At 72.2% G+C, this 16,658-nt stretch carries 17 protein-coding genes; 5 read left to right on the top strand and 12 right to left on the bottom strand.

Annotated elements, in window-relative coordinates; translation table 11 throughout:
• The first annotated feature begins 32 nt into the window (after positions 1-32).
• The gene (locus D9V37_RS20230; protein ID WP_158604431.1) at positions 33-551 is read left to right on the top strand and encodes a hypothetical protein; all 519 of its coding nucleotides are present in this window, start codon (positions 33-35) and stop codon (positions 549-551) included.
• Positions 544-1,002, top strand: a complete 459-nt coding sequence (locus tag D9V37_RS09755) for a ferritin-like domain-containing protein (protein WP_158604430.1) — start codon at positions 544-546, stop codon at positions 1,000-1,002. The genes D9V37_RS20230 and D9V37_RS09755 overlap by 8 nt, the downstream gene beginning before the upstream one ends.
• Here the strand turns inward: D9V37_RS09755 and D9V37_RS09750 are convergent.
• Positions 999-1,688 carry an HAD family hydrolase gene (locus tag D9V37_RS09750; protein ID WP_121805983.1) on the bottom strand — a complete coding sequence of 230 codons (690 nt, stop codon included), beginning with the start codon at positions 1,686-1,688 and terminating at the stop codon, positions 999-1,001. The genes D9V37_RS09755 and D9V37_RS09750 overlap by 4 nt on opposite strands.
• Positions 1,685-2,920, bottom strand: coding sequence for a hypothetical protein (locus tag D9V37_RS09745; protein WP_121805982.1), 1,236 nt, complete (start codon positions 2,918-2,920; stop codon positions 1,685-1,687). Before D9V37_RS09745 ends, D9V37_RS09750 begins: the two co-directional genes overlap by 4 nt.
• Positions 2,921-3,065: 145 nt before the next feature.
• On the opposite strand from D9V37_RS09745, the gene D9V37_RS09740 reads away from it, so the two are divergent.
• Positions 3,066-3,455: a hypothetical protein gene (locus D9V37_RS09740; RefSeq protein WP_121805981.1), complete on the top strand. Its 390-nt coding sequence runs from the start codon at positions 3,066-3,068 to the stop codon at positions 3,453-3,455.
• A gap of 3 nt (positions 3,456-3,458) precedes the next feature.
• On the opposite strand, the gene D9V37_RS09735 is transcribed toward D9V37_RS09740, so the two are convergent.
• From D9V37_RS09735 to D9V37_RS09690, 10 genes are all read right to left on the bottom strand, one after another.
• The gene (locus D9V37_RS09735) at positions 3,459-5,240 is read right to left on the bottom strand and encodes a proline--tRNA ligase (protein WP_232524843.1); all 1,782 of its coding nucleotides are present in this window, start codon (positions 5,238-5,240) and stop codon (positions 3,459-3,461) included.
• A 52-nt stretch (positions 5,241-5,292) separates the two neighbouring features.
• Entirely contained in the window at positions 5,293-5,646 is a 354-nt protein-coding gene (locus tag D9V37_RS09730; protein ID WP_121805980.1) for a DoxX family protein, read from the bottom strand.
• The gene (locus D9V37_RS09725) at positions 5,646-6,491 is read right to left on the bottom strand and encodes a GNAT family N-acetyltransferase (protein WP_121805979.1); all 846 of its coding nucleotides are present in this window, start codon (positions 6,489-6,491) and stop codon (positions 5,646-5,648) included. Before D9V37_RS09725 ends, D9V37_RS09730 begins: the two co-directional genes overlap by 1 nt.
• Before the next feature lie 67 nt (positions 6,492-6,558).
• The gene (locus D9V37_RS09720) at positions 6,559-7,959 is read right to left on the bottom strand and encodes an HNH endonuclease signature motif containing protein (protein WP_121805978.1); all 1,401 of its coding nucleotides are present in this window, start codon (positions 7,957-7,959) and stop codon (positions 6,559-6,561) included.
• A 427-nt stretch (positions 7,960-8,386) separates the two neighbouring features.
• A complete protein-coding gene (ispG, locus tag D9V37_RS09715; protein ID WP_121805977.1) occupies positions 8,387-9,538 on the bottom strand; it encodes a flavodoxin-dependent (E)-4-hydroxy-3-methylbut-2-enyl-diphosphate synthase in 1,152 nt (383 codons plus the stop codon).
• 149 nt (positions 9,539-9,687) lie between these two features.
• Entirely contained in the window at positions 9,688-10,947 is a 1,260-nt protein-coding gene (locus tag D9V37_RS09710) for a M50 family metallopeptidase (protein WP_121805976.1), read from the bottom strand.
• Positions 10,944-12,056 (bottom strand): 1-deoxy-D-xylulose-5-phosphate reductoisomerase, encoded by a 1,113-nt coding sequence (locus tag D9V37_RS09705; RefSeq protein WP_121805975.1) that lies wholly within the window; start codon positions 12,054-12,056, stop codon positions 10,944-10,946. Before D9V37_RS09705 ends, D9V37_RS09710 begins: the two co-directional genes overlap by 4 nt.
• Positions 12,053-13,498 (bottom strand): aldehyde dehydrogenase family protein, encoded by a 1,446-nt coding sequence (locus D9V37_RS09700; RefSeq protein WP_121805974.1) that lies wholly within the window; start codon positions 13,496-13,498, stop codon positions 12,053-12,055. The genes D9V37_RS09705 and D9V37_RS09700 overlap by 4 nt, the downstream gene beginning before the upstream one ends.
• Positions 13,495-13,962, bottom strand: coding sequence for a hypothetical protein (locus D9V37_RS09695; RefSeq protein ID WP_121805973.1), 468 nt, complete (start codon positions 13,960-13,962; stop codon positions 13,495-13,497). The genes D9V37_RS09700 and D9V37_RS09695 overlap by 4 nt, the downstream gene beginning before the upstream one ends.
• Positions 13,959-14,690, bottom strand: coding sequence for a siderophore-interacting protein (locus D9V37_RS09690; RefSeq protein WP_121805972.1), 732 nt, complete (start codon positions 14,688-14,690; stop codon positions 13,959-13,961). The genes D9V37_RS09695 and D9V37_RS09690 overlap by 4 nt, the downstream gene beginning before the upstream one ends.
• A gap of 48 nt (positions 14,691-14,738) precedes the next feature.
• On the opposite strand from D9V37_RS09690, the gene D9V37_RS09685 reads away from it, so the two are divergent.
• The gene (locus tag D9V37_RS09685) at positions 14,739-15,602 is read left to right on the top strand and encodes an aldo/keto reductase (RefSeq protein ID WP_121805971.1); all 864 of its coding nucleotides are present in this window, start codon (positions 14,739-14,741) and stop codon (positions 15,600-15,602) included.
• Positions 15,599-16,567 (top strand): aldo/keto reductase, encoded by a 969-nt coding sequence (locus tag D9V37_RS09680; protein ID WP_121805970.1) that lies wholly within the window; start codon positions 15,599-15,601, stop codon positions 16,565-16,567. Before D9V37_RS09685 ends, D9V37_RS09680 begins: the two co-directional genes overlap by 4 nt.
• Positions 16,568-16,658: the final 91 nt, after the last annotated feature.

Genomic DNA, 16,658 nt, shown 5'->3' with positions numbered 1-16,658 from the left:
AGTAGGTGTTTCTCCCGATCTAGGATCGCCGGGTGCCTGCCCTGCCGCTGACCCGTCGTACGGCACTGGCGGGGGCGGTCCTGGTCGGCGCCACCGGGTGCTCGACGGCCCGGACGGCGACCTCGGCGACGACCCCGGCGACGACCCCGGCCGGGTCGTCGAGCCCGTCGGCCACGGCGTCGCTGGACACCGACGAGGCCATCGTCTCCGACCTCGTCACGCGGCTCCGCGCCGTCGACGACCTGCTGGTGCGCACCCGGCGCAGCTTCGCGGGTCTGCCGCTGGCGCCGCTGCTGGCGGTGCAGCGCAGCCACCTGACGACGCTGCGTGGCGCGGTCTCGGCCAACCGGCTGCAGCCCGCGAGCCCCACGCCGGCCACCGTGGGCGCCGACCGCGCCGCCGCGCTGGCGCAGGTGCGCCAGCAGACCACCGCCCTGCAGCAGGCCTGCCTCGACGCCGCCGGTCGCGCCGAGTCCGGCGCCTTCGCCCGGCTGCTGGCCAGCATGGGCTGCGCCTACGGCCAGCGGCTGGAGGTGCTGCCCCGTGGCTGACTCCCCGAGCGACACCACGCAGGCCCTGCAGGACACGCTGGCCGGCGAGCACGCCGCCTGCTACGTGTTCACCGTCCTGGTCGCGCAGACCTCCGAGGGCGCCCAACCGACGCTGTTCGGCCAGCTCGACGACGCCTTCACCTGGCACCGCACCCAGCGCGACGACCTCGTCGCCCGCATCACCGCCGCCGGCGCCACGCCCGTGGCCGCCTCCCCCTCGTACGTGCTGCCCAACGCCGCCGCCGACCAGCAGCAGATCGTCCGGGCCGCGCTGACCATCGAGCGCCGCATCGCCGACACCTACGGCACGCTGGTGGCCAGCACCTCCGGTGAGAACCGGCGGCTGGCCGTGGTCGCGATGCAGTCCTGCGCCGTGCGGCAGCTCACCTTCGGCGGCCGACCGGAGACCTGGCCCGGGACGAGCGGCCTGGGCGCCAAGGCGTCGGACTAGAGCTGCTCCACCAGGTCGGGGATCTGCGCCAGCGAGTGCGCGACCGCATCGGGCTCGCCCTCGGTGTGACCGACCTGGTTGGCCGGGATCGTGCTGTGCGGGATGTGGACGGCCCGCAACCCGGCGTGGTGCGCGCCCCAGACGTCGTCGAAGAGCCGGTCGCCGACGAACACGCAGCGGGCCGGGTCGGCGACGCCGATGGCGTCGAGCGCCGCGCGGAACGCCTCCGGCGCGGGCTTGGTCCACGGCACCTCGCTGGTGTAGACGGCGCCGTCGATGAGGTCGAGCACCCCGTCGCGGGCGAAGAACGCCTCGTGCCACTCGCGTGGCCAGACGGTGTTGGAGAGCACGCCGACCTTGAGACCGCGCTCGCGCAGGGTGCGGAACATCGGCGCCGCCTCGGGGTCGGTCAGCGTGTGCGGCTCCCAGAACTCGCGGTAGTGGACGAGCAGGTCGGGGTCGTGCTCGAGGCCGGCCTCGACGAACAGGTCGGCCACCGTCGCGCTGCGCTGCTGGTCGCGCGAGCGGCCCCACACCGTGTCGGCCGCCGCGCGCAGCAGGCCGGCGGCGTCGTCACCGCCGCCGACCACGGCCCGTGCGAGCGCCTGCGCCTCGGCCTCGAAGTCGATGTCGTGCCAGGGCGTGAGCGTGCCGCCCCAGTCGAAGACGACCGCCTCGATGCTCATCGGCCCTCCTCCATCACGACGACGTCGCCGTGCCCTCCGTATCCCATCACCGAGCGCCGACGCTGTCCTGCCGTCGAGCTGCCGTCGAAGGTGAGCAGCCGCCAGCGGCCGTCGCTCTCGAGCAGCTGGGGGTGCGGGATGTTGGTGCCGAACGGCGCGTCGAGCGTGCCCGCTGGGCGCATCGCGTCGTCCCACACCCGGTAGGTCCGCGCGGCCGCGTCGGCCGCCAGCAGCCAGAGGCGGTCGTGGCGGCGCACCAGCACCGGACCCTCGCACTGGGTGAGCTCCTCGGCCGCGCCGACCTCGCGCAGCCCCTCCCACGGCAGGTCCGCGGTGGTGCGCGCGAGCACCGGGTGGAAGCGGAAGGGCCGCTGCGAGCGGCTCTCGACGTAGGCCACCAGCCAGCCGTCGTCGGTGCGGGTGAAGCAGGGGTCCCAGGTCGCCAGCGACGTCGGCAGCGGCGTCAGGCTCGTCTCCAGCACGTGGACGCCGTGCAGCAGGTCGGCGTCGGTGACGGCGTGGCGCACCTGCACGCCGCTCTCGGGGAAGTCGCCCCACGAGGACACCATCACCAGCCATCGATCGCCGTCGCGCACCAGCTGCCCGGCGTGGTCGCCCACCACCCGGCCGTCGCGGCGGCCGTAGACCTGCGCCACCTGCTCCATCTCACCGGGCCGCTCCGGGTCGAGCGCGAACACGCCCCAGTGCGCCTGGGCGAAGAAGCCCAGCCCGGCGCAGGTCCAGGTCATGAACACCCGCCCGTCCTCGACGTACGCGGTGCCGTCGGCGTGCTGCACCAGGTGCGGGTCGCGACGCCCGGCCATCCCGAACGGACCAGTCACCGAGCCGGGTGGTGCCGTCCAGGACAGCTCGTCCGCCGGCAGCTGCGGGTCGCGCAGGGTGACCAGCGGCAGCCAGCCGTCCGCACGTCGCACCAGCGCCGTGGCCTGCCGCTCGCAGAGCGCGAACCCGAGCGTGGTCACCCCCGCGGGGTCGAACCGGCGCCGCCGTGGTCGGCGACCGCCCACGCGCAGCACCACCGTCCCGGACTCCAGATCCCAGTCGGCCACCGCCCGGCCCACCCCGGTACGCCCCGAGACCGGCGGCGCCTCGATGCCGGCGAAGGGCGCCGCCGCGGCGTCGGGCCAGCAGCCGGCAAACCCGGGGGCGACGACCTCGAAGGCGCGGAACCGGCCGGTCTCGGCGAAGGCGAGGTCGGCGAACGGCTCCACGGCGCAGAGCGTGGCACAGCGAGCCGACGGGACCCACACCGACTGTTCGGCCTGATCCGAAACCTCCGCCGCCGCCCGCCGGCACCGGCCATCGTGGTCTGCATACCCAGGCCGGTGCCGATCACCGGCCGATCTCGGAGGAACGATGAAGAGACACCTCATCACCGCGACGACCCTGCTCACCGCGCTGGTCGGACTGCTATCCGCGCCGGCCCTGACGTCGGCGGCGCAGGCCGCGGCGACCTGCCCGACGTACTACGGCTGCGTCTACTCCAACAGCCAGGGCAGCAGCATCACCTACAAGTGGAAGGCGTACGGCACCTACCCGATCTACGGCCAGAACGGCGACCACCTCGTGGTCAACAGCCAGACCGGTGGCGCCTACCTGACGGCCCTGGACAAGAACAAGAAGGAGCTGTGGACCCTTCAGGACGGGCGCAACGGCGCTCCCCCGCGCTCGGCCGTCAAGGACCTGGGGCCGGTCTACTACTTCCGCCTCAGCCCCGGCCCCAGCTGCTGGCCCCGCTGCGTCTGATCCTCACCGCAGCACGAGCGAGACCAGGTGCGCGGCCGCCTCGGCGACCGGCACCTGGCTCCGCTCGTCGGAGGCTCGGTCGCGCAACTCGACGACGCCCTCGGCCAGGCCGCGGCCGACGGTGACGATCGTGGGCACGCCGATCAGCTCGGCGTCCTTGAACTTCACCCCGGGGCTGACCTTGGGCCGGTCGTCGTAGAGCACCTCCACGCCGGCGGCGTGGAGCTCGCGGACCAGCTCCTCTGCCGCGGCGAACACCGCTTCGTCCTTGCCCGTGGCGACGACGTGGATGTCGGCCGGCGCGACGTTGCGCGGCCAGCACAGCCCGAGGTCGTCGAGGGTGTTCTCGGCGATGGCCGCCACCGCCCGGGTGGGGCCGATGCCGTAGGAGCCCATCGTGACGGTGACGAGCTTGCCGTTCTCGTCGAGCACCTGCAGGCCCAGCGCCTCGGCGTAGAGGCGGCCGAGGGCGAAGATGTGGCCCATCTCGATGCCGCGGGCGGAGACCAGGACGCCGCCCTCGTCGCCGTCGACCGGGCACGGGTCGCCGTCGCGCACGTCGGCCACCTCGACCACGCCGTCGCCGGTGAAGTCGCGACCGGCCACGAGGTCGAAGACGTGCCGACCGGGCTCGTCGGCGCCGGTCACCCAGGCCGTGCCCTCGGCCACCCGTGGGTCCAGCAGGTAGCGGATGCCGGCGGGCTCGTCGGCGCCCAGCGCGCCCGGACCGATGTAGCCCTTCGCCAGGCTCGGCTGGGCCGCGAACTCCTCCTCGCTGTAGGGCTCGAACACCGCGCCCTCGCCGAGGAACGCCTCCACGCGGGCGACGTCGACGTCGCGGTCGCCGGGCACGCCGAAGGCGATCGCCTCCGAGCGGCCGTCGGGGTAGCGCACGGAGAACACGATGTTCTTCAGGGTGTCCGAGGCCCGCCAGTCCCGGCCGTCGGTGCGCGGATGGGCGGCGTTCGCATGGTCGACCAGCGTCTCGATGGTCGGGGTGTCGGGGGTCTCCTCGACGTGCGCCGCGGGCAGCCCGTCGTACGCCACCGCTGCGGGCGGGCTCACGGTGACCGCCTCGACGTTGGCGGCGTAGTCGCAGGTGGTGCAGTGGACGTAGGTGTCCTCCCCCACCGCCGCCTTGGCCAGGAACTCCTCCGACGCCGAGCCGCCCATGGCGCCGCTGTGGGCCTTGACGATGACGTAGTCGAAGCCGAGCCGGTCGAAGATGCGCACGTAGGCGTCGCGGAAGGCCTGGTAGGAGACCTCGAGCCCGGCGTCGTCCACGTCGAAGGAGTAGGCGTCCTTCATCACGAACTCACGCCCGCGCAGCACGCCCGCACGGGGCCGCGGCTCGTCGCGGTACTTGGTCTGGATCTGGTACAGCAGGACGGGCAGGTCCTTGTAGGAGGAGTACATGTCCTTCACCGCGAGGGTGAACATCTCCTCGTGGGTGGGCCCGAGCAGCAGGTCGTTGCCCTTGCGGTCCTTGAGCCGGAAGATGCCGTCGCCGTAGGAGGTCCAGCGACCCGATGCGTCGTAGGGCTCCTTGGGCAGCAGCGCCGGGAACAGCAGCTCCTGGGCGCCCATCGCGTCCATCTCCTCGCGGATGATGTTCTCGATCCGTCGCACCACCCGCAGCCCCAGCGGCAGCCAGGAGTAGATGCCCGGCGCCGCGCGGCGTACGTAGCCGGCGCGGACCAGCAGCCGGTGGCTGGGCACCTCCGCGTCGGCCGGGTCCTCGCGCAGGGTCCGGACGAACAGCGTCGACATCCGCAGGATCGTCATGACAGGTGAGGTTAGTAGCCGGCGGGTACCCGTTTTCGACGCGGTGTCGTGCTCAGCTCCGCGCGGCTCGCAGCGCCATCCGGATGAGCGGCACCTGCAGCGGCAGCCGGCCGTACGCCGCGGCCTTGAAGCCGGTGCTGGAGCTGCGGCGCGCGTCGTCGGCCATCTTGAGGTTCGCGGGGAAGACGCCGACCAGCAGCGCCGCGCTCGCCCACCCGGCCGGGCGGCGGAACCGACGGGTCAGCAGACCGGCGGCGCAGGCCAGCTCCAGCACGCCGGAGCCGAGGATCACCTCGCGGTGGGCGGGCACGACGTCCGGCATCAACGGCTCGAACGTCTCCGGTCGCAGCAGGTGGATCACGCCGGAACCGCCCAGGATGGCGGCCAGGATGCGTGCCTCGCGCATCAGAACATCACCGTCGCGAAGGTTTCGGTCTGCCGGAACCCGGCCCGGTCGTAGGCGGTCCGCGCCGCGGTGTTGTGACCGTTGACGTACAACGAGACGACCGGCGCGATCTCGCGGCGGGCCAGCTCCACGACGGCCGCCATGCCCCGGGTGGCCAGTCCCTCGCCACGGCGGTCGGGGGCGACGTAGACGCCCTGCACCTGGCAGGCGTGCGGCGTCGAGCAGGCGATCTCGGCCTTGAACACGACCCGGCCCTCCTCGTAGCGTGCGAACGACCAGCCGCGGCTGACCAGCTGCGCCACGCGGGCGCGGTACAGGTCGCGGCCGCCGTCCCACTCCGGGGAGACGCCGACCTCCTCGGTGTACATCGCCACGCACGCCGGGTACAGCGTCTCGATGTCGCTGGCCTCCGAGCGCCGCACCAGCGGGTCGGCCTCGACGTCGGACGAACCGCTGATCTCCAGGTGCGGCTGCTGCCAGCGCAGCTCCCGGGCGGGCCCCCAGTGCGAACTGAGCCGGTCCCAGAGCACCTCGACCTGGTCGCGTGGGCCGACGATCGTCGAGCACGTCCGGCCCCGCTTGCGCGCCCGCCCGGCGAAGGCGTCCAGCGCCTCCTCGTCGGCCATCGCGGGCACCAGGTTCGCCGCGGCGTGGCACACCGAGGCCAGCCGACCGTCGCGGAACCAGCCCCAGATCTCACCGCCCAGCCACCGCGGCTCGAGCCGGGTCAGACGCGCGCGGTAGTCCACGAAGACGTTGCGCACCGGGTCGGCGGCCAGCAGGTCGAGGACCTCGGGGAGATCCTGCGCGCCCAGCACGCGCAACCCGGACTGGGTCCGGAGCACACCTGAACCCTAGGCGACTCCGACCACCGGGGCTCGCACCGTCACCTGGTGCGGCCGGACGCAGGGCTCAGTGGTGTCGGCGTTGGGTGAGGGTGTGGATGACGGTGCCGTCGGGTGTGGTCCAGGTGATGGTGTGGTCGTTGGTGCGTTGCCAGTGCCAGTGGTGGTGGGTTTTGAGGCGGTGGTGGCGTCGGCACAGCGGGCCGAGGTTGTCCAGCGAGGTTTGCCCGGGTGGACCACCGGCGTCGGTTGGCACGTAGGGGACGCGGTGGTCGAGGTCGGCGTGGCGGGAGTCGCGGGTGCAGCCGGGGAACAGGCAGCACGCGTCGCGTAGGACGGCGGCCTCACGCATCGACTCCGGTGGGTCGTGGGCGTCGACGGCTTGGGCGTAGAGGTCGGAGCTGGCGGGGTTAGAGCTGCTGAGGTCGATGACGGGGCGGATCGTGACCCGGCCGCCGCCGAGGTTGAGCCGATTGAGCCAGTCGCGGACGGTGCTGATCGCGAGGGTGCCGTGACGTTCGGACTCCACGAGCCGGGGGTCAGCGGCGTCGAGGTGCAGATACAAGGTCGCTGAGCCGCTTGTTCTGGGCCGGGTGTCGGCGTCGCGTCCGCCGGAGGCGGCAGCGAGGAGGTCGAGGGCGTGTTGGGGGTCGGCGAGGAGGCCGACGGCGGTGGCGCGGCGGATCTCGAGGGGGTTGGTGTCGCCGAGAACGCCGAGGCTGGTGGCCAGGTGGGCGACGGTGTTGTCGAACCGGACCGCATCAGGGGTGTCGAGGAGCATCACCACTTCGGTGACGTGCCCTCCCACCGGGCCTTGCCCGTAGTCGGGGTTGCGGTGGCGCGGCGTCAACGTGACGTGGCGGTGTTCGGCGTCGGCTTGGGCTTTGGCCTCGGCCCGGTCCGGGTCGGCGTGGTCGCGGAAGCAGGCCACGGTCTGTTCGATCGCGGTCGTCGTGAGGCGGTTCGGGTTGACCACGGCGAGGTGGGCCAGCCACCGGTCGACCAGGTTCGCGGTGTGGGCATCGAGGCCCATGGTGGCGGCTGCGGCGCGGCGGGCCCGCCACGCGGGCAGGCGTCGGGCGCCGGCGAGGCGGTCGTTGAGGTGGTGGGTGCCGGTGACGAGCTGCCACAGCCGGGTCAGCCGGTGCTTGAGTTCCAGGCCTTCGCCGATGAGGCGGGCGGCGGCGTCGGTGGTCAGCCCCAGGTGGGCGCCGAGCTCGGCGGGCGCGAACTCCGCCACCAGCGGTGCGCCGTCACCGGCCAAGGGCACGAGGCCTTCGCCGTGCAGGTCGGGCGCACCCCACCCGGCGGGCGGGGTCCCGGTGGGGCAGGGGTGGGCCTCGCCCCAGGCTGCGGCGGCGGCGAGGAGGTCCGCGGCGGCAGCGAGTTCGGTCTGGTGAGCAGCCCGGGCGCGGTCGAGGATGCCCGAGGTGGTCTCGGGAAGGGTCTCGACGGGGGCCGCGCTCATATTTGAATCGTACATCTGTTCGAACGCATGAGCAAGGGCCAACAGCGGTGTTTGTGCTGGTCAAGGCTTGTTTCGTGAATCTTTCGATCCGGGGTGGGGCTTGGTTTCGAGACGGTGCTAGCGCACCGCCTCAACCAGCGCCGCCCCAGTGGTTGAGCAGCTCCACGAGCCCTGCGAGCGGGCGCGTCGAAACCACCCCACCACCAGCGCCAGCCACCGCCCCGCGCGCCGCCCGCAACCCGGACGCCGACCGCAGCGGCCCGCCGACCCCACCCGGCGTAGCCAGCCAAGGACCGCGACCACCACCAACCGGCAGCCCGGGAGCCTCCCGCCGAGCTGCGCCGACCGACCCGACCAGAATGTTCCGGGCTTGGTTTCGAGACGGTCGCGGGGCGACCTCCGCAGCCAGCGTCCACCGGCCCCTGAGTCAGCTGACCGACACCGAGGGCGAGCCGCCCTCGACCTCCTCCATGCCTTCGGCGATGCGCATGGCCTCCTCGATGAGGGTCTCCACGATCTGGCTCTCGGGGACGGTCTTGATGACCTCGCCCTTGACGAAGATCTGGCCCTTGCCGTTGCCGGAGGCGACGCCGAGGTCGGCCTCGCGGGCTTCGCCGGGGCCGTTGACGACGCAGCCCATGACGGCCACGCGCAGGGGCACCTCCATGCCCTCCAGGCCGGCGGTGACCTGGTCGGCGAGCTTGTAGACGTCGACCTGCGCGCGACCGCAGGAGGGGCAGGAGACGATCTCGAGCCGGCGGGGGCGCAGGTTGAGCGACTCCAGGATCTGCAGCCCGACCTTGACCTCCTCCACCGGGGGCGCGGAGAGGGAGACGCGGATGGTGTCGCCGATGCCCTGGGAGAGCAGTGCGCCGAAGGCGACGCTGGACTTGATCGTGCCCTGGAAGGCGGGACCGGCCTCGGTGACGCCGAGGTGCAGGGGCCAGTCGCCGGCCTCGGCCAGCAGCTGGTAGGCGCGCACCATGACGACGGGGTCGTTGTGCTTCACCGAGATCTTGAAGTCGTGGAAGTCGTGCTCCTCGAACAACGAGGCCTCCCAGACCGCCGACTCCACCAGCGCCTCGGGCGTGGCCTTGCCGTACTTCTCCATCACCCGCTTGTCCAGCGAGCCCGCGTTGACCCCGATGCGGATCGACGTGCCGTGGTCCTTGGCCGCCTGGGCGATCTCCTTGACCTGGTCGTCGAACTTGCGGATGTTGCCCGGGTTCACGCGCACGGCCGCGCAACCGGCCTCGATCGCGGCGAAGACGTACTTGGGCTGGAAGTGGATGTCGGCGATCACCGGGATCTGGCTGTGCTGGGCGATCTCACCCAGTGCGTCGGCGTCGTCCTGCGACGGGCACGCCACGCGGACGATGTCGCACCCGGCCGCGGTCAGCTCGGCGATCTGCTGCAGCGTCGTGTTGACGTCGGCGGTCAGGGTGGTGCACATCGACTGCACCGAGACCGGGGCGTCGCCGCCGACCATCACCTTGCCGACCTTGATCTGGCGGCTCTTGCGACGCGGGGCCAGCACCGGCGGCGGAGCGCTGGGCATCCCGAGGGACACGGAAGTCATGGTGTCGAGGTTACTTCGCGACGGTTGGTGTGCCCTTCCGGGCGTCGGCGCCCACCTCACCGCGTTTCGGCACGCTCCGTTGCGGCTTCGTCCCTCAGCCGCAGTCGCTGCTCAACCACCATCGACAAGCCTTCGCAGGCTCAGGCTTGTCAGATCCGCACCGGGTCCACGATGTCGGCGTAGACCAGCAGGATCGTCATCAGCACGAAGACCCCCGCCACCCCGTAGGCCACCGGGAGCAGCTTCGCGACGTCGAAGAAGCCCGGGTCGGGACGCCGGAAGAGCTTGGCCCAGGCGCGGCGGGCCGCCTCGTAGAGCGCGCCGGCGATGTGGCCGCCGTCCAGGGGCAGCAGTGGCACGAAGTTGAACATGCCGAGGAACAGGTTCACCGAGGCCAGCAGGAGCACCAGGAACTGGATGCGGTCGGCCACCGCCATGCCGTGCTCGGAGGTGGTCTCGCCGGCCCACCGGCCGGCACCGACCAGGCTGACCGGGCTGTCGGCCTGGCGCGGCTGCAGGCCCAGCACCGTTTTGGCCACGCCGTAGACGCGCACCGGCAGGTGCAGCACGGCGACGACCGTGTCCTTGGTGTAGGTGCCCATCTGGTCGGCGGTGTAGATCGGACCCTTACGCACGTACTGCGCGGTGGGCGCGAGGCCGAGGAAGCCGACGTCCTTCGAACCCGGCAGCGCGGCGATGGTCGGGGTGAGCGTGAGCGAGCGCCCGTCGCGCACGACGCCGATCGAGACGGTCTTGCCGGCCGACTTCTTGATCAAGGGCACCAGCTGGTCCCAGCCGGAGAGCTTCGTGCCGTCGAAGGAGACCACCCGGTCGCCGGCCTTGAAGCCGGCCGCCTGCGCGGGGGTGCTGGTCTGCCCGGTGGCGCACAGCTGTGCCGAGCAGGCCGAGACGCCGCCGACGTCCTGGGTGAAGCCCTCGGGCACCCCGCGGATCGCGAACACGCTGCCGAAGAGGATGAAGGCGATGGCCACGTTGACCAGCGGACCGCCGGACATCACGATCAGCTTCTTCCACCACGCCTTGCGGTAGAACAACCGCTCCTCGTCGCCCGGCTCGACCAGCTCGTACTCGGCGCTGCGGGCGTCGGAGATGAGCTGGGTGAACATGCCGGTGTTGGTCTTGCGGAGCACGTGCTCGTCGTCGCCCTTGGCCGGGGGCAGCATCCCGACCATCTTCACGTAGCCGCCGAGCGGGATCCACTTGAAGCCGTACTCGGTCTCACCCCGGCGGCGCGACCAGATCGTCGGACCGAAGCCGACGAAGTACTGGGTGACCTTCACCCCGAACAGCTTCGCCGGGATCATGTGTCCCATCTCGTGCAGCCCGATCGAGGCGGCGATGCCGACGACGAAGACGACGACGCCAAGGATGTAGAGCAGCACGGTCATGAGTGTCCCCCCAGGATGGTCACCGTCCGCTCCCTCGCCCAGGCATCGGCCTGCAGGACGTCCTCCACGGTGACGCTGTCGTCGGAGGCTACGTCGTGCTCGCCGAGCACGCGCGCGACCGTGTCCACGATGTCGGCGAAGCCCAGATTGTCTGACCGAAAGGCTGATACGCAGACCTCGTTGGCGGCGTTGTAGACCGCCGGAGCCGTGCCGCCGAGGGTGCCTGCGCGGCGGGCCAGCGCCACCGCGGGGAACGCCTCGTCGTCGAGCGGGAAGAACTCCCAGGTCTGGGCGGTCAACCAGTCCACGGGCGGGGCGACGGGGTCGAGGCGCTCGGGCCAGGCCAGACCGAGGGCGATGGGGATCAGCATGGTCGGCGGCGAGGCCTGGGCCAGGGTGGAGCCGTCGGTGAACTCGACCATCGAGTGCACGACCGAGGTGGGGTGCACGACGACCTCGATGCGCTCCATCGCGATCCCGAAGAGCAGGTGCGCCTCGATCACCTCCAGGCCCTTGTTGACCAAGGTGGCGGAGTTGATGGTGACCACCGGGCCCATGTCCCAGGTCGGGTGGGCCAGCGCCTGCTCCGGCGTGACGTCGGCCAGCTCGGCGCGCGTACGTCCGCGGAACGGCCCGCCGCTGGCGGTCAGCACCAGCCGGCGGACCTCCTCGGCCCGGCCGCCGCGCAGGCACTGCGCCAGGGCGCTGTGCTCGGAGTCGACCGGCACAATCTGGTCCGGCGCGGCCCGCTCGAGGACGAGCGGCCCGCCGATGATCAGCGACTCCTTGTTGGCCAGCGCCAGCACGTTGTCGGCGTCCAGGGCGGCCAGGGTCGGCCGCAGCCCGACGGCGCCGGTGATGGCGTTGAGCACCGTGTGGCACTCCATCTCGGCGGCCTCGACGCTGGCCTCCTCCCCCAGCCCGGAGAAGGCGGGTGCGAACTCGGCCACCTGCTGCTCGAACAGCTCGGGGTGCGACCCGCCGGCGGTGAGCCCGACCACCCGGAACCGGTCGGGATGGGCCCGGACGACGTCGAGGGCCTGCGTGCCGACCGAGCCGGTCGAGCCGAGGACGACGACGTCGCGGCGCCCGGCGGACGCCGGTGTCACAGGTCGAGGCCGGTGAGCACCATGACCCGCTCGTAGGTGAAGTCGGTCATCGTGTAGCGGATGCCCTCGCGGCCGACGCCGGAGTCCTTCACCCCGCCGTAGGGCATCTGGTCGGCGCGGTAGGAGGGGGCGTCGCCGATGATGACGCCGCCGACCTCCAGCTCGCGCTGGGCGCGGAAGGCCAGCTGCAGGTCGTGGGTGAACACGCCTGCCTGCAGCCCGAACTTCGAGTCGTTGATCGCCGCCAGCCCGGCCTCGTCGCCCTCGACGCTCTCGAGCAGCAGCACCGGCCCGAACACCTCCTCGCACGAGGCCTTCGCCTCGTGCGGGACGCCCTCGAGCACCGTCGGGGCGTACGTCGTGAAGTCGCGGTGCCCGCCGGTGAGCACGCTGGCGCCGAGCCCCTGCGCGGCGGTGACCCACTGCTCCACGCGCTCGGCGGCGGCCTCCTCGATCATCGGGCCGACGAACGTCTTCTCATCGCGTGGGTCGCCGGTGACCAGGGCCGCGACCTTCTCGACCACCCGGGCCTTGAGGTCCTCGTAGAGCGAGGCGTCGGCGAAGACCCGCTGGACGCCGATGCAGGACTGCCCGGCCTGGTAGTTGGAGAAGTTCGCGATGCGGGTCGAGGCCCAGTCCAGGTCGGCCTCCGAGGCGTAGTCGCTCGCGACGTAGACCGCGGCGTTGCCGCCCAGCTCGAGCACGACGTGCTTGCCCGGCACCTGGTCGCGGATGGCGTAGCCGACCGGACCCGAGCCGGTGAACGAGACGACGGGCAGGCGCGGGTCGTCGACCAGCGAGCCGGCCTCCTCGTTCTTCACGTTGAGCACCTGCACGAAGCCGGGCGGCAGGTCGGTCTCGGCGATGAGCTCGCCGAGCCGCAGACCCGACAGCGGCGTCTTCGGGGCCGGCTTGAGCACCACCGGCGCCCCGACGGCGATGGCCGGTGCCACCTTGTGGGCCACGAGGTTGAGCGGGAAGTTGAACGGGCTGATGGCCAGCACGGGCCCGATCGGCACATGGCGCACGTAGGCGAGCCGGCCCTCGGCGGCGGCGTCGGTGTCGAGCCGCATCACCTCGCCGCCCTGCTGCCGCGTCTCCTCCGCGGCCCACCGGAACACCGAGACCGCACGCCCCACCTCCGCGCGCGACCACATCATCGGCTTGCCGTTCTCGGCCGTGATGAGCTCGGCCAGCTCGTCGGCGTTGGCCTTGATCGCCTCGCTGATCGCGGTCAGCGCGTCGGCGCGGGCGTGCACAGGGAGCCGCGCGCCCTCGCCGGCCAGACCGGCGGCGTGGGCCACGGCGCGCTCGACCTGATCGGGGGTGGCGTAGGTGGTGGTGCCCGCCGGGGAGTCGTCGTAGGGGTGGGTGACCTCGAGGGGCTGGTCGCCGTGGACCCGCTCGCCGGCGATGAGGTTGGGGACGCGGTGCTCGCTCACACCTGGAGGCTACTGCGGAGCACGGACAGCAGGCTCGCCACCGGTAGCGGGGTGACCAGGGCCGCGACCTCGCGGGCCAGGTCGCCGGCTGTGCGCACGCCGTCCCAGTCGGCCGACGGGGGCAGGTCGGCGACCGGGGCCGGGTCGGTGCGGCCGAGCCGCAGGGCCTCGTCCCACCCCAGCTCGCCCACGGAGTCCTCGTCGACCAGGACCCCTTCGCCCACCACACCCCCGAGCCGCGCCACGGCCAGCAGGGCGGTGACACCGCGACGACCGTCGGCGCTGACGATCGCCCGTGCCCCGGCGCCGACCCCCTGCGCCCGCAGGACCCCGGCCACTGCCGCGACGTCCTCGAGCAGCCGGGCGTGGCTGACCGGGTCCTCGACCAGCACCGGCTCATCGGCCCGGCCGGCGACCACCGGCCGGTCGAGCAGCACGTAGCAGGCGTTGACCCACTCGCTCATGCCCCCTCAGCCTCCCGCAGCTCGCGCTTCCAGTCCCGGAAGCCCTCCTCGGTGCGGCCGCGGCGCCAGTAGCCGGAGACCGAGACGTCCTCGCGAGGCAGCCCCTTCTCGGCGAGCAGGAAGGGCCGCAGCGCGTGCATCACGACCTGGGCCTCCCCGTGCACGAAGCACTGCACCCGGCCGGGCAGCCACTCCCCCTCTCGCACCGCGGTCAGCAGCGCAGGCTCGGTCTGCTCGGCGGCGGCCATGGCCGCCGCGGCGCCCGAGCCGCGGTGCACCCAGGTGACCTCGCGCGGCAGCTCGGCCTCGTGCCCGGGGCCCTCGATCTCGACGTAGGCCCGGGCGGTGGCCTCGGCGGGCAGCGCCTGCAGGGCCGCGCGGATGGCCGGCAGCGCGGACTCGTCGCCCACCAGCAGGTGCCAATCGGCGGCCGGATCCGGGGCGTAGGCCCCACCGGGCCCACGGACCTCCAGCACGTCGCCGGGCTGGGCGGCCGCGGCCCACGGACCGGCCACACCGGTGTCGCCGTGCACGACGAACTCGACCGCCACCGTGCCGGCCTCGACGTCGGGATCGAGCGCGGTGTAGGTACGGACGGCATCGGGGAACTGCAGCTTCACGTACCTGTCGGTGAAGGTGCTCTCGGCGAAGGAGGCGAGGTCGCCGCTGAACTCCACGCGGACGAGATCGGGGCTGACGCGGCTGGTGGCGGTGACGGTGAGCTGCACGGCCCCACCGTAGGGAACATCTCCACGCCGCCGTGACTTGCGCCTGACATGACCTCAGCAACGAACGCAGCGGCCTCCGGCACCTACCAGCTCGGCGGCGACCTGCCCGTGGTCCGTCTCGGCTTCGGCGCGATGCGCCTGACCGGCGATGGGATCTGGGGCGAGCCGGCCGACCGCGACGAGTGCCTGCGCGTGGTCCGGCGTGCCCTCGAGCTCGGCATCACCTTCATCGACACCGCCGACTCCTACGGCCCCTACGTCTCCGAGGAGATCATCAAGGAGGCCATCCACCCCTACCCCGACGACGTCGTCGTGGCCACCAAGGCGGGCCTCGTCCGCGGCGGGCCGAACAGCTGGACGCCGGTGGGCGCCCCCGCGTACCTGCGCCAGGAGGTGGAGATGAGCCTGCGCCGACTGGGCCTGGAGCGCATCGACCTGCTCCAGCTGCACCGCATCGACGACACCTACCCGCTGGCCGACCAGGTCGGCGAGCTCAAGGCGCTGCAGGACGAGGGCAAGATCCGCCACATCGGGCTCTCCGAGGTGAGCGTCGAGGAGCTCGAGGAGGCCCAGCAGAGCGCCACCATCGTCTCGGTGCAGAACCGCTACAACATCGGTGCGCGCGACTCCGAGGCGCTGCTGGACTACACCGAGCAGCACGACATCGCGTTCATCCCGTGGGCGCCGCTGGGCTCCGACGGCTCGCTGGGCGGGGTGCTGGCCGAGGCCGCGAAGCGTCACGACGCCACGCCGTCCCAGCTCGCGCTCGCCTGGCTGCTGCAGCGCTCGCCGGTGATGCTGCCGATCCCGGGCACCTCGAAGGTCGCCCACCTCGAAGCCAACACGGCCGCCGCCGACATCGAGCTGACCGACGACGAGATCGCCGCCATCGAGAAGGAGGCCGCTGCGTGAAGTACGCACGACTGGGCAACACCGGGCTGCAGGTCTCGCGGATCACGCTGGGCTGCATGAGCTGGGGCGACGCCTCCCTGGGCCGCGAGTGGGCCAAGGACGAGGCCTTCGCCGAGGAGACCATCGCCGCCGCGCTCGAGGCCGGCATCACCTTTTTCGACACCGCGAACGTGTACTCCGCCGGTACCAGCGAGGAGTACACCGGCCGCGCGCTGTGGAAGCACGCCGACCGCGACGACGTCGTGCTGGCGACCAAGGTCAACGGCCGCATGCGACCGGGTCCCAACGGTGCCGGGCTCTCGCGCAAGGCGATCCTGCAGGAGATCGACGCCAGCCTGGACCGCCTCGGCACCGACTTCGTCGACCTCTACCAGATCCACCGGTGGGACGACGAGACGCCGATCGAGGAGACGATGGAGGCGCTGCACGACGTCGTCACCTCCGGCCGCGCCCGCTACATCGGCGCCTCCTCGATGTGGGCCTGGCAGTTCGCCAAGGCCCAGCACGTGGCCGAGGTCAACGGCTGGACCAGGTTCGTCTCGATGCAGGACCACTACAACCTGATCTACCGCGAGGAGGAGCGGGAGATGCTCCCGCTGTGCCTCGACCAGGGCGTCGGGGTGATCCCGTGGAGCCCGCTCGCCCGCGGCAGGCTCACCCGCCCGTGGGACGCCGCCACCACGCGCAGCGAGACCGACGAGTTCGGCCGCAGCCTCTACCGCGACGAGGACCGCGGCGTGGTCGAGACGCTTCTCGAGGTCGCCGCCGAGCGCGAGGTCGCCCCGGCCCAGGTGGCGCTGGCGTGGCTGCTGGCCCAGCCGGCGGTCACCTCGCCCATCGTCGGCGTCACCAAGCCCGAGCACCTCACCGATGCCGTGGCCGCCGTCGACCTCGAGCTCACCGATGACGAGCTGTCACGACTGAGCGAGGGCTACGCTCCGCACGCGGTCTCGGGTCACCAGTAATCCGGTTGCGCGGGGCAGATCTCCGGGTCAGTCTCGTCGCGTACGTCTGCACGGTTCCAGGAGAGGAGGGGTAATCGCCATGACTGCCTTT

The organism is Nocardioides mangrovicus, from assembly GCF_003674065.1.
Taxonomy (GTDB): Bacteria; Actinomycetota; Actinomycetes; order Propionibacteriales; family Nocardioidaceae; genus Marmoricola; species Marmoricola mangrovicus.
Note: the sequence above shows the minus strand (reverse complement) of the source record. Positions and strands in the feature narration are given on the sequence as shown.